General features: G+C 35.5%; 28 protein-coding genes. 6 read left to right on the forward strand and 22 right to left on the reverse strand.

All coding sequences use genetic code 11. The features are described from left to right. Positions 1-329 precede the first annotated feature (329 nt). Both bshC and panE read right to left on the reverse strand, forming a co-directional pair. A complete protein-coding gene (gene bshC / locus BAQ46_RS07205; RefSeq protein WP_000403052.1) occupies positions 330-1,946 on the reverse strand; it encodes a bacillithiol biosynthesis cysteine-adding enzyme BshC in 1,617 nt (538 codons plus the stop codon). Between the two features lie 79 nt (positions 1,947-2,025). After that, positions 2,026-2,916, reverse strand: coding sequence for a 2-dehydropantoate 2-reductase (gene panE, locus BAQ46_RS07210; protein WP_000782392.1), 891 nt, complete (start codon positions 2,914-2,916; stop codon positions 2,026-2,028). A 293-nt stretch (positions 2,917-3,209) separates the two neighbouring features. Here panE and BAQ46_RS07215 point away from each other — a divergent pair, with 293 nt between their 5' ends. Then, on the forward strand, positions 3,210-3,683 hold the full coding sequence (locus BAQ46_RS07215) for an N-acetyltransferase (protein ID WP_000506707.1): 474 nt from the start codon (positions 3,210-3,212) through the stop codon (positions 3,681-3,683). A 34-nt stretch (positions 3,684-3,717) separates the two neighbouring features. Here BAQ46_RS07215 and BAQ46_RS07220 read toward each other — a convergent pair whose 3' ends face one another. The 3 genes from BAQ46_RS07220 to BAQ46_RS07230 form a co-directional block, all read right to left on the reverse strand. Beyond that, entirely contained in the window at positions 3,718-4,224 is a 507-nt protein-coding gene (locus BAQ46_RS07220; RefSeq protein ID WP_000246478.1) for an RsfA family transcriptional regulator, read from the reverse strand. Between the two features lie 130 nt (positions 4,225-4,354). Beyond that, positions 4,355-4,528: a 50S ribosomal protein L32 gene (gene rpmF, locus BAQ46_RS07225; protein ID WP_001984764.1), complete on the reverse strand. Its 174-nt coding sequence runs from the start codon at positions 4,526-4,528 to the stop codon at positions 4,355-4,357. Between the two features lie 61 nt (positions 4,529-4,589). Further along, complete coding sequence (locus BAQ46_RS07230) at positions 4,590-5,090, reverse strand: YceD family protein (protein ID WP_000872145.1); 501 nt, start codon at positions 5,088-5,090, stop codon at positions 4,590-4,592. A 153-nt stretch (positions 5,091-5,243) separates the two neighbouring features. On the opposite strand from BAQ46_RS07230, the gene BAQ46_RS07235 reads away from it, so the two are divergent. After that, complete coding sequence (locus BAQ46_RS07235; RefSeq protein WP_169823862.1) at positions 5,244-6,485, forward strand: nucleotidyltransferase; 1,242 nt, start codon at positions 5,244-5,246, stop codon at positions 6,483-6,485. Between the two features lie 29 nt (positions 6,486-6,514). On the opposite strand, the gene BAQ46_RS07240 is transcribed toward BAQ46_RS07235, so the two are convergent. Then, the gene (locus BAQ46_RS07240; protein ID WP_000476307.1) at positions 6,515-7,537 is read right to left on the reverse strand and encodes a SepM family pheromone-processing serine protease; all 1,023 of its coding nucleotides are present in this window, start codon (positions 7,535-7,537) and stop codon (positions 6,515-6,517) included. Then, the gene (locus BAQ46_RS07245; RefSeq protein ID WP_000662598.1) at positions 7,530-8,321 is read right to left on the reverse strand and encodes a patatin-like phospholipase family protein; all 792 of its coding nucleotides are present in this window, start codon (positions 8,319-8,321) and stop codon (positions 7,530-7,532) included. The genes BAQ46_RS07240 and BAQ46_RS07245 overlap by 8 nt, the downstream gene beginning before the upstream one ends. Before the next feature lie 113 nt (positions 8,322-8,434). Here BAQ46_RS07245 and ylbJ point away from each other — a divergent pair, with 113 nt between their 5' ends. Beyond that, positions 8,435-9,664 (forward strand): sporulation integral membrane protein YlbJ, encoded by a 1,230-nt coding sequence (ylbJ, locus tag BAQ46_RS07250; RefSeq protein WP_000273104.1) that lies wholly within the window; start codon positions 8,435-8,437, stop codon positions 9,662-9,664. Here ylbJ and coaD read toward each other — a convergent pair. Together coaD and rsmD are read right to left on the reverse strand one after the other, a co-directional pair. Then, positions 9,656-10,147 (reverse strand): pantetheine-phosphate adenylyltransferase, encoded by a 492-nt coding sequence (coaD, locus tag BAQ46_RS07255; RefSeq protein ID WP_000200598.1) that lies wholly within the window; start codon positions 10,145-10,147, stop codon positions 9,656-9,658. The genes ylbJ and coaD overlap by 9 nt on opposite strands. Then, on the reverse strand, positions 10,144-10,710 hold the full coding sequence (rsmD, locus tag BAQ46_RS07260; RefSeq protein ID WP_001266987.1) for a 16S rRNA (guanine(966)-N(2))-methyltransferase RsmD: 567 nt from the start codon (positions 10,708-10,710) through the stop codon (positions 10,144-10,146). The genes coaD and rsmD overlap by 4 nt, the downstream gene beginning before the upstream one ends. A gap of 503 nt (positions 10,711-11,213) precedes the next feature. Here rsmD and BAQ46_RS07265 point away from each other — a divergent pair. Continuing rightward, positions 11,214-11,603: a DUF7147 family protein gene (locus tag BAQ46_RS07265; RefSeq protein WP_000616011.1), complete on the forward strand. Its 390-nt coding sequence runs from the start codon at positions 11,214-11,216 to the stop codon at positions 11,601-11,603. Positions 11,604-11,657: 54 nt separating this feature from the next. Here BAQ46_RS07265 and BAQ46_RS07270 read toward each other — a convergent pair whose 3' ends face one another. The 6 genes from BAQ46_RS07270 to BAQ46_RS07295 all read right to left on the reverse strand — a co-directional run bounded on the left by BAQ46_RS07270 (position 11,658) and on the right by BAQ46_RS07295 (position 15,156). Beyond that, complete coding sequence (locus tag BAQ46_RS07270) at positions 11,658-11,924, reverse strand: YlbG family protein (RefSeq protein ID WP_002080814.1); 267 nt, start codon at positions 11,922-11,924, stop codon at positions 11,658-11,660. Positions 11,925-12,050: 126 nt separating this feature from the next. Beyond that, positions 12,051-12,503, reverse strand: a complete 453-nt coding sequence (locus BAQ46_RS07275) for a YlbF/YmcA family competence regulator (protein ID WP_000634351.1) — start codon at positions 12,501-12,503, stop codon at positions 12,051-12,053. A 115-nt stretch (positions 12,504-12,618) separates the two neighbouring features. Next, positions 12,619-13,191, reverse strand: coding sequence for a histidine phosphatase family protein (locus BAQ46_RS07280; RefSeq protein ID WP_001998138.1), 573 nt, complete (start codon positions 13,189-13,191; stop codon positions 12,619-12,621). A gap of 82 nt (positions 13,192-13,273) precedes the next feature. After that, a complete protein-coding gene (locus tag BAQ46_RS07285; protein WP_001200990.1) occupies positions 13,274-13,519 on the reverse strand; it encodes a YlbE-like family protein in 246 nt (81 codons plus the stop codon). An 11-nt stretch (positions 13,520-13,530) separates the two neighbouring features. Then, positions 13,531-13,980, reverse strand: coding sequence for a YlbD family protein (gene ylbD, locus BAQ46_RS07290; RefSeq protein ID WP_001143326.1), 450 nt, complete (start codon positions 13,978-13,980; stop codon positions 13,531-13,533). Positions 13,981-14,121: 141 nt separating this feature from the next. Continuing rightward, positions 14,122-15,156, reverse strand: a complete 1,035-nt coding sequence (locus BAQ46_RS07295; protein WP_000735391.1) for a CAP domain-containing protein — start codon at positions 15,154-15,156, stop codon at positions 14,122-14,124. Between the two features lie 207 nt (positions 15,157-15,363). Here BAQ46_RS07295 and BAQ46_RS07300 point away from each other — a divergent pair, with 207 nt between their 5' ends. After that, on the forward strand, positions 15,364-15,729 hold the full coding sequence (locus tag BAQ46_RS07300; protein WP_001160941.1) for a YugN family protein: 366 nt from the start codon (positions 15,364-15,366) through the stop codon (positions 15,727-15,729). 46 nt (positions 15,730-15,775) lie between these two features. On the opposite strand, the gene BAQ46_RS07305 is transcribed toward BAQ46_RS07300, so the two are convergent. The 7 genes from BAQ46_RS07305 to ctaB form a co-directional block, all read right to left on the reverse strand. Further along, positions 15,776-16,774: a formamidase gene (locus BAQ46_RS07305; RefSeq protein WP_000535781.1), complete on the reverse strand. Its 999-nt coding sequence runs from the start codon at positions 16,772-16,774 to the stop codon at positions 15,776-15,778. A 228-nt stretch (positions 16,775-17,002) separates the two neighbouring features. After that, positions 17,003-17,908 (reverse strand): cytochrome c oxidase assembly factor CtaG, encoded by a 906-nt coding sequence (gene ctaG / locus BAQ46_RS07310; RefSeq protein ID WP_000069013.1) that lies wholly within the window; start codon positions 17,906-17,908, stop codon positions 17,003-17,005. An 85-nt stretch (positions 17,909-17,993) separates the two neighbouring features. Next, positions 17,994-18,326, reverse strand: coding sequence for a cytochrome c oxidase subunit IVB (gene ctaF, locus BAQ46_RS07315; protein ID WP_000985699.1), 333 nt, complete (start codon positions 18,324-18,326; stop codon positions 17,994-17,996). Between the two features lie 3 nt (positions 18,327-18,329). After that, a complete protein-coding gene (ctaE, locus tag BAQ46_RS07320; RefSeq protein WP_000557861.1) occupies positions 18,330-18,953 on the reverse strand; it encodes a cytochrome c oxidase subunit III in 624 nt (207 codons plus the stop codon). Next, positions 18,953-20,788 carry a cytochrome c oxidase subunit I gene (gene ctaD, locus BAQ46_RS07325; RefSeq protein ID WP_011040617.1) on the reverse strand — a complete coding sequence of 612 codons (1,836 nt, stop codon included), beginning with the start codon at positions 20,786-20,788 and terminating at the stop codon, positions 18,953-18,955. The genes ctaE and ctaD overlap by 1 nt, the downstream gene beginning before the upstream one ends. Before the next feature lie 60 nt (positions 20,789-20,848). Then, complete coding sequence (gene coxB / locus BAQ46_RS07330; protein ID WP_000745271.1) at positions 20,849-21,898, reverse strand: cytochrome c oxidase subunit II; 1,050 nt, start codon at positions 21,896-21,898, stop codon at positions 20,849-20,851. A 93-nt stretch (positions 21,899-21,991) separates the two neighbouring features. Further along, positions 21,992-22,915 (reverse strand): protoheme IX farnesyltransferase, encoded by a 924-nt coding sequence (gene ctaB, locus BAQ46_RS07335; RefSeq protein ID WP_001015058.1) that lies wholly within the window; start codon positions 22,913-22,915, stop codon positions 21,992-21,994. Between the two features lie 498 nt (positions 22,916-23,413). Here ctaB and ctaA point away from each other — a divergent pair, with 498 nt between their 5' ends. Next, positions 23,414-24,349, forward strand: coding sequence for a heme A synthase (gene ctaA, locus BAQ46_RS07340; protein WP_001188736.1), 936 nt, complete (start codon positions 23,414-23,416; stop codon positions 24,347-24,349). Positions 24,350-24,385 lie beyond the last annotated feature (36 nt).

The raw sequence follows: 24,385 nt of genomic DNA on the forward strand, positions 1-24,385 counted from the left end.
TATCTCCTCCTCTAAACGCATATTTCACGACTAGAGAACGAAATACTATGAAAGAACGACTCATTTAACTTGCCTACAAAGGCAGCATACTATACAAATCGCCATTTTCTTTTATTATATACTAAATTTTATCATCTTTTGCGGGAATTTAAATAAAAAACTGTCGAAAAAGATAATAATACGTTTACATTTTGTGCTATTTTGTCATATATTTAAGTATCCTGCATAATTACGATATTAGCTCTTTTAAAATTAATAATTCAGAAAAATTTCACTTCACAGTAAATTCAACGGAATAAAAATAAAATCCTGCTCCTAAGAGCAAGATTCTATAGTTTTATAACGTGATGTTTTCCATTCCAAGAGAACGGTTTTTCCATTACACGATCAACGAAATCTAAACCGAACTGATTTAAATAGTAACATACATTCCACACACGCTCTTGTGGCGCTCCCAATGGGCGTAGTGCAAATTGTATACGACGGAATTTATTTAGTTCCACTTCATGTTTTTTCTCAACATTTCTTTTCAACATTCTTTCCAACAGTTCAATTTGTTCATTAATTTTGAATTCGTTTTTCCCTGCAAACGAACTTAATCCAGGATCTATTTTCTTCACAAACTGTTGTAATGACTTATGAATATCAATTATTTCTTTTTTCGCCTCTACAAATCGTTCATCTATCGGTTCCTCTATTTGATTAGATAGCCAGTTTTCACGCAACTTATCTACGTTATTCAAAAACGGGTCACTCTCTTGCAATTGTAAATCGTGTAAATCTGTCGCTATATCCCTCTCAATATAAGTAATTGTAATACGAGGAACGACAGGAGGCATTCGGAAGCCGATAGTATGGAAGACTTGTTGTAATTCACTCCAGTAAGCTAATTCCCCTGGACCTCCAATAAACGCCAACGTAGGAAATACATACTCTTGCATAAGAGGGCGCGTTACAACATTATTACTAAAGCGCTCTGGGCTTCTTTCCATCTCTTCAATCAATTCCTCATATGAAAAGGAATACGTCCCATCTTTCCCAACAAACTTCCCTTGATTGTCTTCAAGCAACACTCGCTCATTATCAATTTCCATAAATATATGTACTGCATTAGACTTTGTTTCAATAATTGGCTTATATCCTAATTCTTTAATTACTTCCTGTTGGTTATGAAGCCCCTCTTGCACTTCTTTATACTTACTTACAATTTGTTTAAAAAACGGCACTTCTAATTTTCTTAATTCAGGATGATGCGAATCGACAAGAATTAAACCAGAATTCATGAACATTTTCATAATAAGGTGACCAAAGAAATCTACATACGTATTCGATTTCCGTAAAGAATCATCAATAAATCGCAGTACATCCTTTGTAAAATTCGTTTCAGGGTATGTTTTAAAAATTTCTTCAATCCACTTTCTACAGTCTTCCAAAGAAAGCTCAGACTCTGAAGCACTCGCCTTTTTCGGATTACGATCATGAAAAATGGTCTTTTTTATTTTTTTATTCTTCGTTACAAAAGTATGATTAATTTCATCCATATCATGGTCTTCACCAGCAATCCAGAAAACAGGAACAACTTTAACGCCTAAACTTTCTTCCTTTTCCTTCGCAAGCTGTAAAACTGAAATAATTTTATGAATCGTATAAAGTGGCCCAGTTAATAACCCAGCTTGTTGTCCAGCTATAACAACATATGTATCTTCATCTTCAAGCGCTTTTACATTTTGAATTGTAGCTTCTCCCGCTTGTAATTTTGTATTATATTCTAATAAATGCGCTACTAAATCTTGGCGGAAAAACTCCCTCTCACGCAAATCTTGTACACGCTGTTTAAAAGCATCTTCTGTTAACATATAATCAAAACACGACTGTATCTCTTTTTTACCGTTCATATAGTCCGCTACAACACCTTGTTGCGGAACAGAGATTTCTTTTATCTCCATATAATTCTTCCTTTCGTATCCTGTTCTCTCACCAATCCACATTGTAGTCAATGTTTCACGTAAAAGCAAAGAATTACACTTATACTTTTACTTCTAACCCTTTTATTGCATCGAACAAAAATTGAAGTGTCGGAACGGATCGTTGCTGTTTCTTAGCTTCTTCTAATACATATCCAACAATCGCACCAATCTCTGTTTGTCTATTCGCCCTTACATCTGCCAGCATAGATGATGTATTATGAGATGTTCTTTCACATACATGACGTACCATTTCCCATACCATTTCTTTTTCTTCTTTAACGAGAAAAACGACTTCCTTGAATACTTGCTCCATCATCTGATAAAAAAACGGGTTCGTGATCAATTCTCCGTTCTTGACCTGTAATAATGCCGTCAATGGATTGATACATACATTCACTACTAATTTTTTGTGCATAACATCCTTCCAATTATCTTCTATTCGAATTGGAAAATGCGGAAAAGGAAAGCAATTAAATATTTTTTCAAAATGTATAGACCGACCGCGCACGATTCCAAACTTCGTTACACCTATCCCTGTATGATAAACGGTATGTCTTTCTTCTTTTTTCGCACCATGCTCTACAATTCCAACTGCAATATTTTCATTCTCTATTTTCTGCATAGCATGAAGGTGTGACATTCCGTTTTGCAAAAAGACTACTGAGGATTTCCCTCGCACAAAAGGTAGTATGTCAGTTATATGATATTGCTTAACAGCAATAAATATATAATCTAGCTGCTGGTCTAGCATGCTTTCTATTGGTAATACTGGCGGGAATACCGTTTCACGTTTCCCCTCCCTAATACAAGTTACACCCGTTATATTTAATTCGTCAGCCTGCTTAGCTGTCCTTGTAAACAACGTAACATCTTGATTACTTTTTTGTAAATAAAATGTATACAATAGACCAATAGCTCCTGGTCCCACAACTCCAATTTTCATTTTCACACAAGGAACTCATTTGAACACGATACATAAGTCCCTTTTTCCCCTCCTCTTTTATTCCGCGAACCCCCGATTCATACGGAATCATAATTAACTAAAGATGATCAAATGCCACCTCTTCTTTCAATATGTATATACTACTTATTACTATACTTCTACTCTTAGTTTAGCAAATCCTCAAAAAAATAATAAAAGAAATACACTATCATCTTCATAAAAATAAAAAAATGAGTTATAATATTATTATAAATATTTTCACTTTTCTGCATTCAATGAGACAAAAAGGATGTGATGTTATGGGATTCCCAAAAGTTGAGCGCTTGCTCATCAATTATAAAACATTAGACGAGTTTAAAAAATTTAAAGGCTGCGGAGCTCAAGAACTATCCATGTTAGAAGAATTACAAGCAAACATTATTGAAAACAATAGTGAATCTCCATTTTACGGTATTTATTACGGTGGATCACTCATTGCACGTATGAGTCTATACATGAAAAGGAACGGCGGGGAACCATTCGAAATTACAGGTACTTACCTAGAACTTTATAAACTTGAAGTATTACCAACTTTCCAAAAACAAGGATTCGGAGAAATGCTTGTAAATTATGCGAAGGGACTGCAGTTCCCAATTAAAACGATCGCACGTATCCATTCAGCTGGTTTTTGGGATAAATTAAATTTCCAACCTGTGTCAGTACCTGATGGTGATTTTTACGTTTGGCACCCAGAAACAAATTTGAATGCGGTTACAAATGAAGAGTCTGCATAAGAAATAAAAAAACAGCTACATAGCAGCTGTTTTTTTATTTCTTTAACTTCTCTAATTTCCCATTCGAACGAGCGCTATTTCTTTCCGCTACCATTACACTTCTTTTTTGATCGATATAATCAAGCAATGTTCTATATTCTTCCTCATATACTGATAATCGCTCCAACAGGCTCTCCTTCTCTGTTTGTAACGATTCAATTTGCTGTTGCAACACCACTAAAGAGTTTTCATCTTTATAATTTTGCAAGAAATCAATAACATCATTCAATGTAATTGACGTAGGTTCTAATACCTTCGTCTCTTTCACTTCATAATTTTCCACTTTACGCAGTTGCTTCGCTTCTTCAATACGTTCTTTGTATTGCTTTCTAACGTAAGAATTCCATCTAAAGCCACATGCTGCTGGTGTACGAGATAAATGTCTTCCCACTTCTTTAAAGGCAGATAATTGCGTTCCACCTTCTCGAATATGCCGGAGTACTACTTCTGCCAGAAGCAAATCTTCATCATCAGTCCAAGCATCTTGTCTTGTTGTCGCCATCTCTCTAGTCCTCCCTATGCATTTTTTATTAAACATATGCAGTTACTAGAAAAGATAGAATACAACAAATGAAGAATAAGACAAAAAAAAATAAACGTAGAAGATATCTTCTACGTTTATTTTCCCGCAATTACTTGCTGATTACTTCTTTACCTTTGTAAGTACCGCATGCTTTACATACACGGTGAGCTAATTTCGCTTCACCACAGCTTGGGCACTCTACCATACCAGGTACTGATAATTTGAAATGCGTACGACGCTTTCTTTTTACTGTTTTAGAAGTTCTTCTAAAAGGTACAGCCATTCTTCCCACCTCCTTAAAAGAAATAGTTATTTTCATATGAAGGCCTGAACCAGTCTTCCGATTATTTGTCAAAAAACTTTGCAAGTCCTGCCAATCTTGGATCAACAGGCTTTTCTTTGTCTTCTTCCGAAATCACTTGCCAGTCTTGACCTTGCGTCGGTGCTCCACCAGAAACATCATCACTGAAAATTTGCATTGGAATCTCCAAAAGTATATTTTCCTTGATTACGGGCAGTAAGTCAAGTACTTCTCCTTCTAAACAATGAATTTCAGCTTCAGTTTCAAATTCTTCTTGTGAAGTTTGGAACACCTCAGTTGTTTTAATGTCAAATGGTAATGTCACATCTACTAAAGAGCGAGAACATGGTAAAACCATGCTTCCAGTTATATGTAGATGGAACGTAAACTTACCGGAGCCAAAATCAACTCTTCCTGTTACGTGAACAGGATTAATTTCACGAATATCTTTCTCGACCTCTTTTAGCTCACTTACATCTACCATCTCATCCAATGTCAATCCTTTATTTCTCAATTTATTCAATTGATGGATGGACCATTTCATATCATATCACCTCAAGGCAACAAACAAAATTATAGCTAGCCATTTTATATTTGTCAATGTTTTTTCTTTACACTATAATGAAGTCATCATAGTAAATAATATATAGAGTATCACGTTTTTCAAAAAGATGCTACATCGAAAGGAGAGATTACCATAAAAGCCAGTGGTATTGTTGTTGAATATAACCCTTTTCATAACGGTCATGCTTATCATGTGCAACAAACAAAAAAGTTAACACACTCTGATATTACAATCGCTGTTATGAGTGGCCCTTTTTTACAACGTGGTGAGCCAGCACTCGTATCCAAATGGTATCGTACCAAAATGGCCTTAGCATGCGGTGTAGACCTTGTTGTAGATCTTCCTTATGCCTTTTCAACGCAAAAGGCCGAAACCTTTGCAAATGGCGCTATTTCTATATTAAACGCCCTACACGTTTCTGAAATTTGTTTCGGCAGTGAAGATGGACAAATCGAAAATTTTTATAACACCATCTCTGTGCAGAAAAATGAAGAAGAGACTTTTAATCGTCTTGTAAAGCAATTTATGAACGCAGGTAATAGTTACGCAAAAGCTACATCTGAAGCTTTCCTACACATTTTATCTTCTGAAAAAAATATAGACATGTCACAACCAAATAACATTTTAGGCTTCCAATACATAAAAGCAATTCTAATGCAAAATAGTTCTATGCAAGCACAAACGATAAAAAGATTCGCATCTCATTATCATGATGAAACATTTAACGACCAACATATTGCAAGCGCAACAAGTATTCGCAAACAACTTTTTAGTGAAAATAGTTCCTTTACAGAAATTGAGCCTTTCATCCCAAAAGCGACTGCTTCTCTTTTAGCGAGTTATAAACAAAACTACGGGACATTACATAATTGGGAACAATACTTTTCATTTTTTAAATACAAACTTATGACAATGTCTCCAGAAGACTTACGACATATATATGAAATTGAGGAAGGTTTAGAGCATCGTATTTTATCAAAAATACAAACCAGTTCCTCCTTCCATTCATTCATGGAAGCGTTAAAAACGAAACGTTATACGTGGACTAGATTACAAAGAGCTTGTACACATATTTTAACAAATACAACAAAAGAAGAAATACATTGCGCAAATATAGAGCAACATGCACCATACATTCGTCTATTAGGCATGTCACAAAAAGGACAAACGTACCTTTCAAAAAACAAGAAAAAAATAGAGCTTCCAATCCTTACCCATACAAAAACATTTGACCATCCTACTTTACACATAGATCGAAAAGCCAATTCTGTATATTTCTCCATCATACAAGAACCATTACGAACACAACTACTAAAACAAGATGCAACACATCACCCAATTCGTTACGATGAAACAACTGCAAAATTCCTATAAAAAAATCTCTCTGAAAAAGAGAGATTTTTTTATTTATTGCCCATTTTTTCCAAATACATTAATGCATCATCCAACGTATCAACTGGCACAACTTTCATTTTCGTTTTAATATCTTTCGCAGCCTCAAGTGCATCTTTATAATTCGATTTCTCTGCACCTTTTTCATTTGGTGCAAAGAACACTTCAGCACCAGCATCACTTGCAGCAACCACTTTTTGCTGAATACCGCCAATCGGGCCAACTTCTCCCTTTTCATTGATCGTCCCTGTTCCAGCTATTTCATGCCCTCTTGTTAAATCATCTTCCACCAGTTGATTATATATTTCTAATGTAAACATTAGGCCTGCCGATGGTCCGCCTATTTCATGAGAGTCAATTTTCACTTTCGGATCTACCACTAATTCTCTTTCCGTAACGATAGAAACACCTATACCAACACGTCCATTTCCATTCGGAATAGTCTTTACATTTAAATTTTCTTTTAACTGTTTCCCATCCCTCTTGTACTCAATATTTACTGTATCTCCTTCTTTTTTCCCTGTCATATATTCAATAAATTGTTCTGTCTTTTCAAATGTTTTTCCGTCGACGGCAATGATAACATCTCCAAGTTTAAGCTTTCCTTCTGAAGGCATCCCTTTCGCTACACCAGCAACCAACACACCTTTATTTTCAAAAGAAACAGTACGATTTGCACGTTTATAAGCATTATAAATCGCTGCATTTTGCGAATCTTTCATCGCATAATTTTGGCGAAATTGATATTCTTCATCACTTTCACCTTTTTGCAATATTTCTTCCGCTTTTGAAATATGTGTATATTTATTAAACTGTGCCGCTATTAAATTCACTACATTTGCCGGTCCCATTGAAACCGTAACAAGCATAAAATCACCTGATTCTTTTGTTCCCCCTTCAACTTGAACGTAAGGCTCTAATTTGGCAGCCATTCCTGGTTTCGTTACATAATACGGCAGGCGTACATAAACAAGTAACATTGCCAATATAACCCCTATTAAAATTGCATATATAAACCGAAAACGCTTAAACATTATGTTTCTCCTTCCACTGCTCAATTAATAAATGAATATTTGCAACATGCTTTTCCGCTTCTACCTCTCCAACTCGAATAATGTCTTCAATGTTTGTAAAAGCCCGGGAACTAAATTGTTCTACAGCTGGTCGCATCATTAAATCAGATGCAATTTGCCGATTTATCACAAGCTCATGTTGCATAATTTCAATACTCTGCATAATTACATCATAAATAGACGTAACCTCTCCATTTACTTTAATCGGGGATACATCAACAGCAATGACAATATCGGCACCTAACTCTTTCACAACCGATACTGGGATGCGATCAATTACTCCGCCATCTACCAATAATCGTCCATCTATTTTCTCTGGCACAAACACTCCAGGTACAGAAATACTTGCTCTCACCGCCTCTGCAACTGGACCACTTGTAAAAACTACTTTTTCCCCCTTTAAGATATCAGTAGCCACAACAGCCGTCGGGATATCTAATTCTTCTAAATTTTTATTATATGTAAACATTTTAATCATATCTTTGACACGTTTTCCAGAAATAAATCCCATTTTCGGAACCGTAAAATCTAAATAATATTTCCTCTTAAAAACATTTGCCAGTTTATACAGTCTTTCAACGTTTGAACTAGCCGCATAAAATGTACCTACTAAAGCCCCCATACTACTTCCTGCAATCATATGAATCGGTATATCATTTTCCCTTAAAACCTTTATAACACCAATATGAGCAAAACCTTTTGCGCCCCCAGATCCAAGAGCTAAGCCAATTTTCGGTTCTTTCACTTTTCTCACCCTTTAATTTTTTTCGTTCCTTTTTCATACTTATGGTCTAAATTCACTACGTATCCACGTATACTGAAATGAACGTTTTTTGGGACAAAGGGGGATTTACTTACATGTATGAAAAATGGAAAACGGCTTTCCTTACCATATCAACACTTTTTTTAACCTTTTCTCTTGTACTCCACCCCCAAGCTGCTTTACAAGCTTCCATTCGAGGGTTAAATATATGGTGGGAAGTTGTATTCCCTTCACTTTTACCGTTTTTCATCATTGCCGAACTTCTCATTAGTATTGGTGTTGTAAAATTTATAGGCGTTATATTAGAACCACTTATGCGACCACTTTTCCGCGTTCCAGGAATAGGCGGATTTGTTTGGGCAATGGGAATGGCTTCAGGCTTTCCCGCTGGCGCCAAATTAAGCGCTAGACTGCGCAAAAGCAATCAGCTAACACAAATTGAAGCAGAGCGCCTCGTATCTTTTACAAACTCATCCAATCCACTTTTTATTTTTGGCGCTGTTTCTATCGGTTTTTTCAATAATCCGAAATTAGGAATCGTATTAGCTGCTGCACATTATGTAAGTAATTTTGCTGTCGGGTTACTGATGCGTTTTTATGGCAATAACAACAGTTCCACGCATGATAAACATGTTACTAAAAAACACCCTTTTCAAAACCCTTTTTCAATTCTACACGAGACACGTATGCAAGAAAAAAGACCAATAGGAAAATTACTTGGGGACGCTATCGTTTCTTCTATTCAAACGCTACTTATGATTGGTGGATTTATTATTTTATTCTCTGTTTTAAATAAAATGATTACTGTATTTCATATTACAGCAGCCCTTTCTTTTATTATGCAACATATTTTATCATTCTTCCAACTAACTACTGAATTTAGTATCCCAATATTATCTGGCATGTTTGAAATGACACTTGGAAGCCAAATGATTAGTCAAATAACTGAAACACCCCTCCTGCAGCAAGCTATGGTAACAAGCTTTATTTTAGCATTTAGCGGCCTTTCTATTCAGGCACAAGTCGCTAGCATATTAGCTGAAACAGACATTAGATTTAAGCCCTATTTTTTCGCACGAATTATCCAAAGTATTCTTGCCCCTATTTTTACTTTTATATTTTGGAAACCATTTTATGAAAAAGTAAGCTCTTTCTCACCTATGCAAAAAGATATCCCTGTCTTTTTATCGAATCATTCTTCTATTCTGCATGAATTTTGGACATCTTTTATACACTACGGACCGATATTTACATTATTTTGCTTATATGTATATGTCATCTTATTATTTTTTCGGAGCAACAAAGAAAAACCCCGTTCACTTTAACGGGGTTTGAAACTTTTCTTTTAAAGCACGTTCTACAACAGGAGGTACAAGATCTACTACACTTCCTCCATATCTCGCAACTTCTTTCACAATGCTCGAGCTTAAAAATGAGTATTGATTGTTTGTCATAATAAAAAAGGTTTCAATGTTTTCATCTAACTTTCGATTCATAGAAGTAATTTGCATCTCATATTCAAAATCAGAAACTGCGCGTAATCCACGTAAAATCGCGTTCGCATTACGCATTTTTGCATACTCAACTAATAGTCCACTATGTGAATCTACTTTGACATTAGGAATATCCTTTGTTGCTTCTCGAATTAAATCTAAACGCTCTTCCACTGAAAAGAACGGTTTTTTTGACGAGTTGTTTAAAACTACTACGTATACCTCGTCAAATACTTTTGCTCCCCTTTTAATAATATCCAGATGCCCAAGGGTAATTGGATCAAAACTTCCCGAAGAAATAGCTATACTTGTCATTCCGTCCCCTCACCTTCATACTTATAAATCGATATCGCTGTAATGCCATAATTTTCAGCTCGCACTTTTACAAGTCTTCCTATAGCCTCAGGTAAAACTACATCATTACCATGCTCCGCCATAATTAAACCATCGTTATGTAGCAATCCATGTTGATCCATTACACTAATTAAAGATACAATTTTTTGATCTTTATATGGAGGATCAATTAATATAAGATCAAATGATATTTCACGTTTTATAAGTGCTTTTATCGCACGTTCTGCATCATTCCGATATACTTCAGCTTGTTCCTGTATTCTACAACTTTCTAAATTTTGATGGATTACCTTTATCGCTTTATTGTCTCGATCAACAAAAATCGCTTTATCAATCCCTCTACTTATAGCTTCGATTCCAAGACCACCGCTACCACCAAATAAATCAAGAGCGACACCCCCATCAAAATAAGGGCCTATCATATTAAAAATGGATTCTTTTACTTTATCAGTCGTTGGACGTGTTGTATTACCTGGCACCGCTTTAAGTGGGTGTCCTTTACATTTTCCTGAAACTACTCTCATCTGTTGTCACTACCTTTATTTCAATCTATAGAGCAATTATAGAAAGCCCTTCTCCATTCGGTAACCGCTACCAAACTTTACGATTCCATTCATCTTCCAACGAAGACTAGAAGAACTTAGCTTAAAATAACCGCTCTGCATTTTTATGTATTCATCTCACCATTCGCTAACACGAACTATTCGTTTCACTTTATCTTTTTTATCCTATCATAAAATAAAAAAAAGAAAAATAAAAAGCCCAACATAAAATTTAATTTCATCATGTATATCTTCATTTAGATTGGACATAAATAACTATAACAACATCACCTTCGATGTTGTTGCCAACCGCGGAGAAGACTTACGTTTCCCCATAAGTTCTTCCTCCGGTTTCTCCTCTCCCTTTGCCTTCTTACTAGTACATGCTAGTATAAGAAGGGCCCTGCTTTGCAGGGTTTTTTTTCTTTGTCTACTTTTCATTTAAAAAGTGAGATGGTACAGTAAAAGAAAGAGGAGGAAAAGATATGATTCAACGCTTTATAGAACTCGGAGAGGGCTACTCTGATTTATATGAATTACTTGAAATTGCCAAAGCAAATCAAGAACGTATAACACATATGTTACAATTTGAAACAATTAAAAACGAAAAAAAAGTGTGCTCACTTGTTGTAATATTAAAACCAACTACTACTGGTGATTTCCAACCATTATACATATGTCGTGAAGGCATTCCTGTACTTGAAAATAAAAAAAGTAAACGCGTCATTTTATTTGAAGAAACGGCAGAACAACTTGGAAAAAAAGTGACTACCTTTACGGTAAAACCATCCACAACTTTCCCAGAAAAAGAACTGTTTTTCAATCATTTAATTGGTATTTTACGAATGAATAATTTTATTCCTCCAATGAAATAATGTGTTATTTCAAATAAAAAATCCCCTGTTAAAATTAGCAGGGGATTTTTTCTATTAGCTATAATCGTATTCTTTTGCCCGATCAGGACGTGAATTTTCAAATTCCGTTTTTAAATACGGGCGGTACGACTGTTCTATCTTTTTCACAAAAGGAAGTTTGTTCAACTTTTGCATCATATGCTCAATTTGTTCCATATCACAATATACTACTGCATATTTTAAACGTTTTGATATGTAATGTATGTTACCATATTTTCTTAAAATCTTGGCATGTTTCAATGAATGTAAATAAACAATCATACTTTGTCGTTGCCCGAACATAATCTTCTCCATCTTCTCCTTTTAAAAACATATATTTTATATTTTATGAAAACCAATCAGAAATTTATGACATTACAGGACAAACTCTGTATACGTTTTCTTCTACCTTCTAAAAAACGGGGTGATTTACCCCGTTTTTTTACAACCGCAACCTCCGCCGGTACCACAACCGCCACCACAGCCACCAGCATCAAAAAATGGATTTCCTGTTGGAACTTTGATGGAAGAGGACACCTCAGAACCGATTGCTACACTAACTTCATCTAACAACTTTTGTAAAGCCGTTTCTACTCGTTTAAAAGCTGCAATCTTATCATGTAAATCTACAGAACGCTTCAATTCCCTCATTTTCGTCGAAACGAAAGTATAGTCAGGATGATATTTACCGAAACGTTGCACTTCCTCATATCGTTCTTTCATCGCTGTAAATTGCTGAATTAACGTCTGAACTTCCATATCTTCATGCAAGTCTTTATAACATTTACGGTAATCTTCTGCTATATCTGAACAGATGATCGCTTTTGCAAGCTGCTCTGCCTTATCTAATATTAATACGCTTTCTAGCGTCGCTACAATCATGAGAGACACCTCCGAGTATTTATCATACCACATTTAGAATAGAACTACTAATTGAAGTGTCTCACTAAACAGAAAGATATCATTCTAACTATTTTTTAATAATTTCAGTACACATTTATACATTAATATGTTCCGCGATGTTGTATTTAACAACATCCCACTTCCCACTATTTTCATTCACATAACTAATACATGCGTTTTTTAACGGTGTTTTAAACGAAATATCTTCCGGAGCAATTGCATGTAAAATTGCTTTTATCGCATGAGAATGGGCTACAATAATAATACGTTTGCCAGAATGAGTTTCTGCAACATCTTTTACCGCAGCAAAACAACGAGCTACAATTTCTTCATCTTGCTCCATACCTTCTACTTTACCTTCTGCAATTAATTCCCTAACAGTCGCAACTGGCTTCCCAGAAGCTTCACCAAAATTACGTTCAACAAATCGCTCATCTAATAAAATTGATTGTAATCCAGTTGCCTCTGCAATTTCCTTAGCTGTTTCTTGCGCTCTAATTAATGGGCTACTTATAATTATATCCCATGCCTCCGCTTGCAAAGCAGCTGCACTTTGACTCGCTTGCTTCTTCCCCACTTCATTAAGCGGAATATCTTCACGTCCCTGAATAATCTCTTGAAAATTCCAATCAGTTTGTCCATGTCGTACTAAACAAATTTCGGTCATGCTCATGCTGCAACTCCTTTTTAAATAATCCGCTTCTATTGTATCAAAAGTTCTGCATGACGGACATAGTTTTCCCTTCCAATTATGTTGCATTTTGCTGCTTCATATACTGAAACATATCAATCATAATGGAAGCAACTGCCAATTGATTTTGAAATTTCTCAACTTTATCTGGTATCGTTTTTTTGAAATGTTGCATAGCTGCTAACTCAAATGCCTCTTTTTCTTCAGGGTTTCGCGTTAGTTTTCTATACCAGTAAGGTTGCTCCCTAATATAGCGAGATAAATCCTCATCAGCCTTTATAAACTCCATAATTTCTGCTCTCATCCGCTTTCCTCCTAATCCTTCTGAAAGAAAAATGGATTATTTTCGGAAGTACTCTCTTCTTGCTGCGTGCGTTTTCCTTGAAATTGTTGAAAAACTTGTTGCACACTCCCAATAGCACTCGTCACATTGGCTAAATGATGTTGCATTTGTTCCACGTCTAACTTTTTAAAGAAAGAAAGCATTTGTCCCATCACATCAGCAGTTTTTTCCTCTTCAGTTCGAGTATCCTTTTCTTTTCCATTTTCTTTTTTCTTTTCTTTTACCGAAGAAAAAGCAGGCGCTCCATCCGGTCTAAAAGTTGCCCATATTGGATCTTCTTCACCAAGTAAGTACCATTCCTCATAAAACTGTTGCCAAGTTTTATGACCACTTCGAACTTCATGAAGCATTTTAGGGTGATGGTTTACAAACTCTTTAAACTGTTGAACCGATGGATGTAACGGTCCTTTTGTTGTCGGCATAATCCTCACCTCTTCATGTATATCTACTATATAATAAGAAAAAAAAGGCGCATGGTTCGCCTATTTTTAGACGATTCATGCACCTTTTTATCCTACTATTTGCATAGGGGAAGATTCCCATCCACAATTTACAGTTTCATTTTATTTCCGAATAAAGTTTTGTGTATAAAACTTATCGTATACGCCAACACCTAATCCTGTAAATTGTTCATTCAATAAATTTTTTCGATGTCCCTCACTATTTAACCAACCTTGCAATGCCGCAACCCCATCACTATGTTGCGCCGCTATGTTCTCACCGGCAAGTTGAAATCCTACTTTCCCGCGCTGTAAACGATCTCCTAACGTACCTAATGTAGGTGAATCGTGTGAAAAGTAATTATTATCCTTCATATCTTTACTATGACCGATTGCCACCTCTGCCGTTTGTTGGTCCCACGCTAATAACGGTAAATTATGACGACTTCGAATAATATTTGTTAAATCAAAAATTTGTTGCATATTCCCATTCTCTATTTGTTTCATTTTATCTGGAGTTAATGGTTGTTCTGCTAATAATTCACCCGAATAAACGAGCTGATACGGTCTTTGACGCAATAACGTTTCGTCATCCATATAACGAACACCGACAAGCTCATGCGTAAAATGATCAAAATATAATTGTGCCCAACCATCTTCTACTGGTACTAATGGTTGTTCCATCACTTCGGTATCAGATAACTCAAATTGATAACTATTCTTTCCTCTTTTTAACGAAATCTCATGAGAAAGTGGATTCTTTTTATACACATCTTCATACTTTTCATTTATATAATAAGGTGGCACCTTAACTTGCTCACCAGCGACATACGCCGTTACAATTTTACGTTCAGCAACCCCAAATTGAACATACTGAGCTAAATCTTGATTGTATACCCACCATTCATATCCGTAAGCAGATGGTTCTATTCGAGAAGGTTCGCCCCATTTTGCTAATAAATTTTCAGAGTCCCCACCAATCATATTTAAAACCGTATCAGAAGAGTCTTCATTTACTTGTTTTTTCTTTTTCACAATTTTATTTTCTTGCTTTGATTGAGATGGGGTTAATATATATTGTGAAACGAGTAATTTCCCGTATAAATCAACAGCTAAAATTAAAATTGTAATCATTACGATACGCAATAATTTCTTCAATCGATATACCTCCTGCAAAAAACATAAAATTGAGATATACACAAATCCTTTTCTTTCCTTTTTTTGTGTGTACCGTACTCTTTTCACTATATCATATTTTCGCAAAAAAAGTCTGGATTATCCCTTTTCTCTCAATATGAATTGCGCTTTCTTATTATTCATACTATTATAAAAATAATGGTGTAACATTAAAAAAGGAGGTATTTTATGCAATTTACAAATACGAAATTTAATGGGGCAGTCGTTGATTTAACACTATTAACAGAGATTATGGAAAAGAACCATTTTGTACTTGCTGGACAGTGGGATTATGAACGAGTTACATACGATTATAAATTCGAAATATTAAACGATGTTTATTATTTACGTGTACAAGGTTTAGCTGTTGAAGGTGACATTGGCAGCAGACATGCTGAAATAAAGCTACTCTCTCCCTTATTAGGTAAACATTATTATCCTCACGGCGTTGAATATGGTGATGGTGAAACTTTCCCAACGAATGTAATTCAAAAAAGCGAACAACTCCTACAAAATATCGAAAAAGAGTTAAAAGAATTCCAAATCATTGAGTAAATAGAACAAGCGCATCAATATGATGCGCTTGTTCTATTTATCTTACTTAAGAATGAATCGTCTTTTTGACTGGATATCCATAAATAGTTCCATCCTTTACTTTAATCTCATCTTCCCAAGGAACCTTATATTTACCTTCAGCTAAATCTTTTACAAACGTATATGGGTTTTCTTTCACCCCACCAGGAGTCGCTACATATCCCCTTGAACCTAGATTATATATATTATTTTCGAGACCCCATCCTAATCTAGCTTGATCTGCTAGCTCTGGATATACTTCAGCAGTAACAATCTCCCAAGGATTTCGGTGTCCCTGCACTAAAGTAGTCCCATCAAAATTACATACTTGTCCTTCACCAAAATAATAAAATACACCATCATAACCGGCTAAGTTCACCGACAATGTATACATTAAATTTTGCCATGCATTCGAACGATTAGTTAACATCCATTGTTCACTAACTTGTGTGCTATATCCAGAAATACGAATCAAGACATTTGCACCTTTATAAGCTGCTTCACGAGCTACTTCAGGAAACATACCATCATGACAAATACAAACAGCTAATTTACTTCCTCCTGGCCCATCACAAACAGGTAAACCTAAATCTCCAGCCTTCCAAGGTTCAACTGGCACCCAAGGATTCAGCTTACGATACTTCAAAATCATTTCACCTTGTGGATCAATAATTATTGCTGTATTATACGGTTCTCCACCATCAGGATTTCTTTCCATTATAGAAAAAACACCATATACTTCAGACTCTTTACATGCCTCAGCAAACAAGTCTGTTTCTGGCCCAGGGACCGTACATAAAAACTCTTCTGTAGTCCATTTTTTTGTATTAAGCCCTTGCGTACTATATTCTGGAAATACTATCAATTCCAATCCAGGATACCCTGCTTTAGTTGAATGAATTGTTTTTATGATCTGTTTAATTTGTTTATCAATGTCTGCACGTGACTCTACTACCGGTACTGGATATTGTATTAATGCTGCTAAAAAACCACTAATTGGCTTTACCATACTTCCACTACTACCCATTTAAATTCCCCCTTAAAATAGTCCTTGTTTTATTAAAGATAACAATATAAATTTGTAACTCTCTAAAAAACTTGTACTACACATGGAATTATTATGCATTAAAGCTAGTAGTAAATCTTATATCCACTTTTAGTACATGCCTACACTAACTTAACATAAATAATTAGAAAATTCAATCTATTAAAGTTTAGTAAAACTAAAAAAGTGTATGGAAACCCATACACTTTTTTACTTCGTTTGTAAATACGGCGGCAATTGTTGTAACTGCTCTTTATCCTTTTCACGCTCTCGACGCGCCCATCGAAAGAACACATAACCAATAATTGTACCGTACACTATTTCCTGGACAATTTTCATAATGATGCCGCCTGTTTGTTGGTCTTGTACGATCGGCATCCAGTGTAAAAATTCTGGTCCAGTTATATTTAAATCAGATAAAGTTCCCGCCGGTACACATAGTTCCATCGCCTTCATCCAAGCAACCGGATCCGTATACGTTGCAAACAACGGCGCCGTTGCAAAAATAATTAACGCACAAGCTGGCGTTAATAATATACCGTTAGCAAACATATAACCAAGTTTCTTTATATCACTTAACGTTTGATATTCTGGTAATGGATTTAGCATCGGCCACCACATCATGATTGCCGTAAAGAACAATATAGCGAGACAGATAGGATGAGCAATTTGACTTTGTTTTACTGCATCAAAAACAACTGGTAAATGATAAAAAGAAAACAGGCCATTAAATACAAACAATGCAATAAGTGGCTTAGCAAATATCTTTAATATAATTTGAACGAACTTAAAAGAAGTAATATAACGATATAACCAAACTGGTATACCAAGCAACAACAAAGGCGGAACGGCAATATACATAACTGCCATTTCAAACATATGTGCACTAAATATAATATGACCAATTAAATCAATAGGCCCTCCCTTTACAAAATACAAAAGAACAATTCCAGTCGTAAAATAAAAAACTTGCTTCTTACTTACCTTTGTCGCATGTTCAAATCGCATTCTATACGGCCCAATAATTAAAAAATATCCAATGAGGATCGAAAGCATAAATAATAAAAAGATTGGACTCCATAGCGCTTGAAAACCAAATATCCACAAGTTACTCATTTTCACACCTACCTTCTTAAGGTTATCCGTTCACATAATATGAAGAGGGAGCTGTGTCAACACAAGCTCCCTTATTCTTCACTTTTCAAATCCACACAATTGTCATAAAAGCTAAAATTGTAATTAATCCGATCAACAGACCAGAATAAAGAAAGAAACTTGCCGCTTCATGTCCTTTATGACTCATATGCATAAAATAATACAATTGAAAAATTACTTGTACCACCGCTAATAGTAAAATAAATGGTACTGAAAAAGTCGGACTAAAAGTTTTCGGATATGCTACCGCTGCAAATGCAACTAATGTTAAAAAAATCATTAATGCAAATGTAATAACTTGATGCTTCATTTCCTCCGCACTTTTTCTTTTCCGATAAACAAGATCAACTTTAGGATTATTCGTTTGCTTTATCGCCATTGTTTATCCCACCATTCCCATTAAATATACTACAGTGAAAATAAACACCCAAACTACGTCAATAAAGTGCCAATAAATCGATGCAACATAAAACTTCGGTGCATTGTATAAATTTAGACCTCTCTTCGCATTCCTAAAGATTAATGTTAAAATCCAACACAATCCAAACAATACGTGGAGTCCATGTGTACCAACAAGAGCATAAAACGCGGAACCAAATGCGCTACTTCTCATAGTATGCTTAAATTCATGCGTATAATGATAAAACTCATATATCTCAAATCCTAAAAACCCTAAACCTAGCAGCACTGTTACTAGTAGCCAAAGTTGCATTTTCTTAAAATTAAAGTTTTTCATATGATACATCGCATATACGCTCGTTAAGCTACTCGTTAATAAAAGCATCGTCATAATGAAAACGAGTGGCATTTGGAACATCTCTTGAGATGTTGGTCCGCCATTTGTAGAATTCTTTAATGCTAAATATGTGCCAAATAAGGAAGCGAACAATACTGTTTCGCCTCCAAGAAATAACCAAAAACCGACAAACTTATTTTTCCCCTCAAGGGTTGCTTTTTCAGGCTCTGCTGGAAATGTTTCATTCGTTAATTTTTCATCTACATGCATTACGCCTTGCCCCCCTTATCTTCTAAATCTTCTTTATGAATATGATATCCATGATCATCAATTACTGAACGTAGGAACATTGTACCAAACGTAATAATTAAACCGATAATTGCTACTAATAACCAAAACTTATCTTTTCCACCCTGCATATACATTGCACCGAATGCCGCTATAAACAATCCTAAAGAAATGATAAATGGTGAAAATGATGGATTTGGCATATGAATATCACCCACTGGTTCCGCCGCTGTCATCTCTTTATTCCCTTCACGTTTTTCAATCCAAAACGGATCTAACCCGCGAACAAATGGTAATTGTTTAAAGTTATATTCTGGTGTAGGTGCTGGCATTGTCCATTCTAATGTACGTCCATCCCACGGATCACGACCAGCCTTTTCTTTTGATACTGTTGTTTTAATTACATTGAATAGAAGAACAATCGTTCCAAGAGCCATAAATACCGCTCCAATAGAACTAATCATATTGCCCATTTCCAACCCTTGACCTTCAAGATATGTGTAGTAACGACGTGGCATACCAATTAAGCCAAGGAAATGCTGAATGAAGAACGTTAAATGGAAACCGATAAAGAATAACCAAAATGTTATCTTTCCTAACGTTTCATTCAATACTTTATTAAACATCAGCGGCCAATAATAATGGGCTCCTGCAAGTAAACCAAATACAACACCACCGACAATTACATAATGAAAGTGAGCTACTACGAAATAGTTATCATGAAATTGATAATCAGCTGGTGCAGATGCTAGCATAACACCTGTAACTCCTCCCATTACGAATGATGGAATGAAGGCTACTGCCCACATCATCGGTGTCGTAAAACGAATACTTCCGCCCCACATTGTAAAGAGCCAGTTGAATATTTTAATACCGGTCGGAACGGCAATCGCCATTGTTGCAACTGAGAAAATAGCATTTGCAACTGGACCAAGCCCAACAGTAAACATATGATGCGCCCATACCATAAACCCTAAAAATCCAATTAATACTGTCGCAAACACCATCGACGAATAACCAAATAATCGTTTTTTCGAAAACGTCGCGAAGATTTCTGAGAATATTCCGAAAGCTGGGAGTATAAGAATGTATACTTCTGGATGACCGAAAATCCAGAATAAGTGCTCCCATATAATTGTATTCCCGCCCAGTGCTGGATTAAAGAAACTTGTTCCAAATAAGCGGTCTAACATTAAAAGTCCTAATCCTACAGTTAACGGCGGAAAAGCAAATAATATTAATGAAGATGTTACAAATGTCGTCCACGTAAACATCGGCATACGCATATACGTCATCCCTGGCGCACGCATATTAATAATGGTTACAAGGAAATTAATACCTCCAATTAATGTACCTATACCGGAGATTTGCAAGCCAAGCACATAAAAATCAACACCATGGCCTTTAGAGGCTAAAGCTAAAGATGCATAAGATGTCCATCCTGCATCAGGCGCTCCACCTAAAAACCAACTTAAATTTAAAAATACTCCACCAAAGAAAAATAACCAAAATCCGAGTGAATTCAAAAACGGGAACGCTACATCACGTGCACCAATTTGAAGTGGTACAGCGGCGTTCATAAATGCAAACACGAGTGGCATAGCTGCGAGGAAAATCATTGTTGTACCGTGCATAGTTAATACTTGATTATAAGCATCCCCAACAAGAAAAGCGTTGTTAGGAATCGCTAATTGAAGGCGAATAAATAGAGCTTCTATTCCGCCTATTATAAAAAACAATCCACCTGCAATTAAATAGAGAATGGCAATCTTTTTATGGTCTACTGTCGTTAAATAATCCCATATGACAGCACCCATCCCCTGTTTTTTTGCTACAGAACTCACGTTTTCAACCTCCCCTTCGCGAATAATCCCTCTTTACTTTTCAACTTTTAACGTTTGTAAGTATGCATTTAATGCATCAATTTGATCGTCTGTTAAGTTGCCATATTTACCAGTCATTTTATTTCCTGGTTTCATATTTTCAGGATCTTTCAGCCATTTTTTTAAGTTTTCTTCATTGTTTTCAGCAATGCCGGCAACTGTATCGCGATCCGCAAAGTTTGCTAAGTTTGGTGCGATACGAGCGGAAGGTGGTCTACTATCATTAGATCCAACTGCGTGACAACCAATACAGCTTTTATTAAATATTTCTTGGCCTTCTTGCGCCTTTGTTGAAGCTACTTCTTTCTTCCCATCAATTTTCTTCATATCAGCAAGCCACTTTTTGTACTCGCTTTCATCTAAAGCTTTCACTTTGAATTGCATTAAAGAATGTGATGGGCCGCAAAATTCTGTACAAAAACCATTATAAGTGCCCGATTTATCTGCCTTTAACCACATTTTGTTCACATTATCTGTATTTGTATCCATTTTCCCAGCTAAAGATGGAACCCAAAACGAATGTTTAATATCGGCACCCTTCAAATTCAAATACACTTTCTTACCTGTGGGGATGACTAAATCTTGAGAAGTTACTATCTTTTCTGATTTATAAGAAAATTCCCACCAATAAAGATTCGCTGTTACATCAACAACGATAGTATCTTTATCAATATTCTTTTTCTCCATCGCACTTACATCAGCAAGTTTGAATGTATATGTAACCGTCGGAACAGCTAAGATTAGCAAAAGAATAATCGGAATAACTGTCCATATAATTTCTAGTTTGTGATTCCCTTCAACTTGCTCCGGAATATAATCTTCCTGACCTTTCTTTTGTCGGAAACGCACAATTACATATAAGAAAATAATAGTAACTACTAGTACTACTCCTACCATGATCGCACTTGCTAGTAAGAGCAGATCATATTGCATTTTTGCTACTTCTCCTTGCGGAATTAAAGTAGATTGAAAGGCTTTACCGCATCCCCCTAACAGTAAAGCCAGCAGTGAAACGAACGAAAGCAGTCGCCACTGTTTCTTCATACAAACAACCCCCACTTTCCTTGTGAATTAGATTGTACTTTATAGTTAAGTAAAGTAAATCTCAACGTAAAGAAATCCAATTATGTCGTTGTCTTAGAAGAATGTAACTACAATCATTGATACAAATAAGATTGTTAAATAATTTAGGGAATAAACAAACATTTGCACAGACCATTTGATGTCATCTTTCTTACGGAAGCCATAAAAACCTAAAACGATCCATCCGATGTTAAGCAGTGTTGCAATTACCATAAATGTTATCCCTAGTCCACTCATATAAAATGGTAGTGGTAATAAACATACTGTCCAAATCATAATTTGGCGTTTCGTAATTTCAAATCCATGAACTACAGGAAGCATTGGAATTCCTGCGTTTCGATATTCATCAACACGTTTCATTGCTAATGCAAGGAAATGTGGGATTTGCCAAATAAACATAATTAAAAATAACATCCAAGCAATTGGATGGCCTAAAGATGGATCGATTGCTGCCCATCCAATTAAAGGTGGAACTGCACCAGATATACTACCTACAACAGTATTTAGTGTATACTTTCTCTTTGTCCATAAACTATATAGAACAACATATGTGAAAGCACCAATAAATCCCATTAAGACTGCCATTGGTGTTGTTAATAATAAAAATACAAAACCAAGAAGTAATATAACTAGTCCAAATGTAAGTGCAAATCCTGGTTTATACTTTCCAGTAACCGTTGGACGGGTCTTTGTTCTTTCCATTAATGGATCGATGTCTCGATCAATGTAGTTGTTTAAACAACATACCCCTGCCATAACTAATCCAGAACCAACGATTGTAAAGAATAACTTATCCAGATTGTCCATTACACTTAATCCATTAAAGTGTAATGCCAACCAAAATCCTGTAAATACAGTAAGTGTATTTGAGTTTACAATCCCCATTTTAACGAGCGCTTTTAAATCTTGTAACCGAGTTGTTTCCGGTACGCTTGTAACAGCAGACTCATCATGCAGCTCACTTGTTGCATGGTTCATCACTTTAACCCCCTCTTAAAACTTTCGTCTTTCTTTTTGCGCCTATTTCAAATTGAAATATTTCGCTTCTATATAGCAATATTATTACAGTAGAAACATTGTTAACCCATTCTACTACTAATCTACGCCCATACTCCAATATATTAAATCATATTTCCCGAACATTTTGTGAAGAAAACATGAACTTTTTGTGTCGAACATAAAAAACTTAATTGTTACTTATCCATATCATAACATGATGTTACCTTCTATAATAAACTTTTTTGTCATATTTAACACGTATTCTTCCCATTTCTTTTCAAAATAGCCTATTTTTCACCTAAAAATTTCCTTATAAACCTTATTTCCACACCCGTTTTCTCTTCCCTGTCTTCCCCCTCCATTTCTTTGCTATTTTATTATTTTTTATATATCATAGGAACTAGCGCGTTTTATTCTATACATAATGGAATGAAAATATTTCGCAATAACTTCATAGCAGAAAGATGGTGAAAGAGATTGCAACGCTTTATTAAATGGTTAGCAGTCATTACGAGTCTTGATTTATTAATAGTTTTATTAGGAGGCGCCTTAGTTACAAAAACAGGCTCTGGCCAAGGATGCGGTAAATCATGGCCACTTTGTAACGGTGAATTTGTTCCATCTAATTTATCAATGGAAACTATTATTGAACTAAGTCATCGCCTTACATCAGGATCAGCAGGAATTCTTGTCACTCTCCTTTGTATTTTGTCCTGGAAATATTATAAACATGTGCGCGAAACAAAAACGTTAGCAATTTTATCCTTCGTATTTTTAGTTGCACAAGCATTAATGGGAGCCGCAGCGGTTGTTTGGGGGCAAATGCCAGCTGTACTTGCTATCCATTTCGGTATTTCCTTAATTTCATTTGCTTCTGTCATTTTATTAACGTGTCTTATCTTTGAAATTGACCAAAAATTCGATGCACGTTCACTTATTATGGACAAAAAAATGAAATTTCATATTTATGGTGTAACAATTTACAGTTATATTGTCGTCTACACAGGGGCTTTAGTACGTCACGAACGAGCTAGCTTAGCCTGTCCAGACTTTCCTTTATGCAGCAAAAATAGACCTATGCCAACTCAATTACATGAATGGGTTCAAATGGGACATAGAGTTGCAGCGATGTTAATTTTCGCTTGGATACTATACGCGATGATTCTCGCTATCCGCCATTACAAACAGCAGCCTGTCGTATACTGGGGATGGATCATCTCATTTATCCTTGTTACACTTCAAGCTATCGTAGGAATTTTAGTCGTATTTACAAATGCTAGTTTATCAATGGCATTATTACATTCCCTATTCATTTCTTGCTTGTTTGCTGTACTATGCTATTTAGTTATGTTAGGTACAAGAAGTAAAGTGAATGCAAAAGAAGCTGCATCAATTTCTAAACAAACAAAATAAATGAAAATACCTTGCCCGAATTGGCAAGGTATTTTT

Source organism: Bacillus paranthracis (assembly GCF_001883995.1).
In the GTDB taxonomy this organism is placed as follows: Bacteria; Bacillota; Bacilli; order Bacillales; family Bacillaceae_G; genus Bacillus_A; species Bacillus_A paranthracis.

Coding starts and splice junctions, on each gene's coding strand:
- BAQ46_RS07215 (WP_000506707.1), top strand. CDS start 3,210: ATGGGATTCCCAAAAGTTGAGCGCTTGCTCATCAATTATAAAACATTA.
- BAQ46_RS07300 (WP_001160941.1), top strand. CDS start 15,364: ATGCAATTTACAAATACGAAATTTAATGGGGCAGTCGTTGATTTAACA.
- BAQ46_RS07230 (WP_000872145.1), bottom strand. CDS start 5,090: ATGAAATGGTCCATCCATCAATTGAATAAATTGAGAAATAAAGGATTG.
- ctaF (WP_000985699.1), bottom strand. CDS start 18,326: ATGGCGATAAAGCAAACGAATAATCCTAAAGTTGATCTTGTTTATCGG.
- BAQ46_RS07270 (WP_002080814.1), bottom strand. CDS start 11,924: ATGTTCGGGCAACGACAAAGTATGATTGTTTATTTACATTCATTGAAA.
- ctaB (WP_001015058.1), bottom strand. CDS start 22,915: ATGAACCATGCAACAAGTGAGCTGCATGATGAGTCTGCTGTTACAAGC.
- rsmD (WP_001266987.1), bottom strand. CDS start 10,710: ATGAGAGTAGTTTCAGGAAAATGTAAAGGACACCCACTTAAAGCGGTG.
- BAQ46_RS07305 (WP_000535781.1), bottom strand. CDS start 16,774: ATGGGTAGTAGTGGAAGTATGGTAAAGCCAATTAGTGGTTTTTTAGCA.
- BAQ46_RS07220 (WP_000246478.1), bottom strand. CDS start 4,224: ATGGCGACAACAAGACAAGATGCTTGGACTGATGATGAAGATTTGCTT.
- BAQ46_RS07240 (WP_000476307.1), bottom strand. CDS start 7,537: ATGTTTAAGCGTTTTCGGTTTATATATGCAATTTTAATAGGGGTTATA.
- BAQ46_RS07280 (WP_001998138.1), bottom strand. CDS start 13,191: ATGACCGAAATTTGTTTAGTACGACATGGACAAACTGATTGGAATTTT.
- ctaG (WP_000069013.1), bottom strand. CDS start 17,908: ATGAGTAACTTGTGGATATTTGGTTTTCAAGCGCTATGGAGTCCAATC.
- ctaD (WP_011040617.1), bottom strand. CDS start 20,788: ATGGGTGCTGTCATATGGGATTATTTAACGACAGTAGACCATAAAAAG.
- BAQ46_RS07275 (WP_000634351.1), bottom strand. CDS start 12,503: ATGATTGTAGCGACGCTAGAAAGCGTATTAATATTAGATAAGGCAGAG.
- ctaE (WP_000557861.1), bottom strand. CDS start 18,953: ATGCATGTAGATGAAAAATTAACGAATGAAACATTTCCAGCAGAGCCT.
- rpmF (WP_001984764.1), bottom strand. CDS start 4,528: ATGGCTGTACCTTTTAGAAGAACTTCTAAAACAGTAAAAAGAAAGCGT.
- ylbD (WP_001143326.1), bottom strand. CDS start 13,980: ATGCCGACAACAAAAGGACCGTTACATCCATCGGTTCAACAGTTTAAA.
- coxB (WP_000745271.1), bottom strand. CDS start 21,898: ATGAAGAAACAGTGGCGACTGCTTTCGTTCGTTTCACTGCTGGCTTTA.
- ylbJ (WP_000273104.1), top strand. CDS start 8,435: ATGTATGAAAAATGGAAAACGGCTTTCCTTACCATATCAACACTTTTT.
- BAQ46_RS07265 (WP_000616011.1), top strand. CDS start 11,214: ATGATTCAACGCTTTATAGAACTCGGAGAGGGCTACTCTGATTTATAT.
- bshC (WP_000403052.1), bottom strand. CDS start 1,946: ATGGAGATAAAAGAAATCTCTGTTCCGCAACAAGGTGTTGTAGCGGAC.
- coaD (WP_000200598.1), bottom strand. CDS start 10,147: ATGACAAGTATAGCTATTTCTTCGGGAAGTTTTGATCCAATTACCCTT.
- BAQ46_RS07285 (WP_001200990.1), bottom strand. CDS start 13,519: ATGAGAGCAGAAATTATGGAGTTTATAAAGGCTGATGAGGATTTATCT.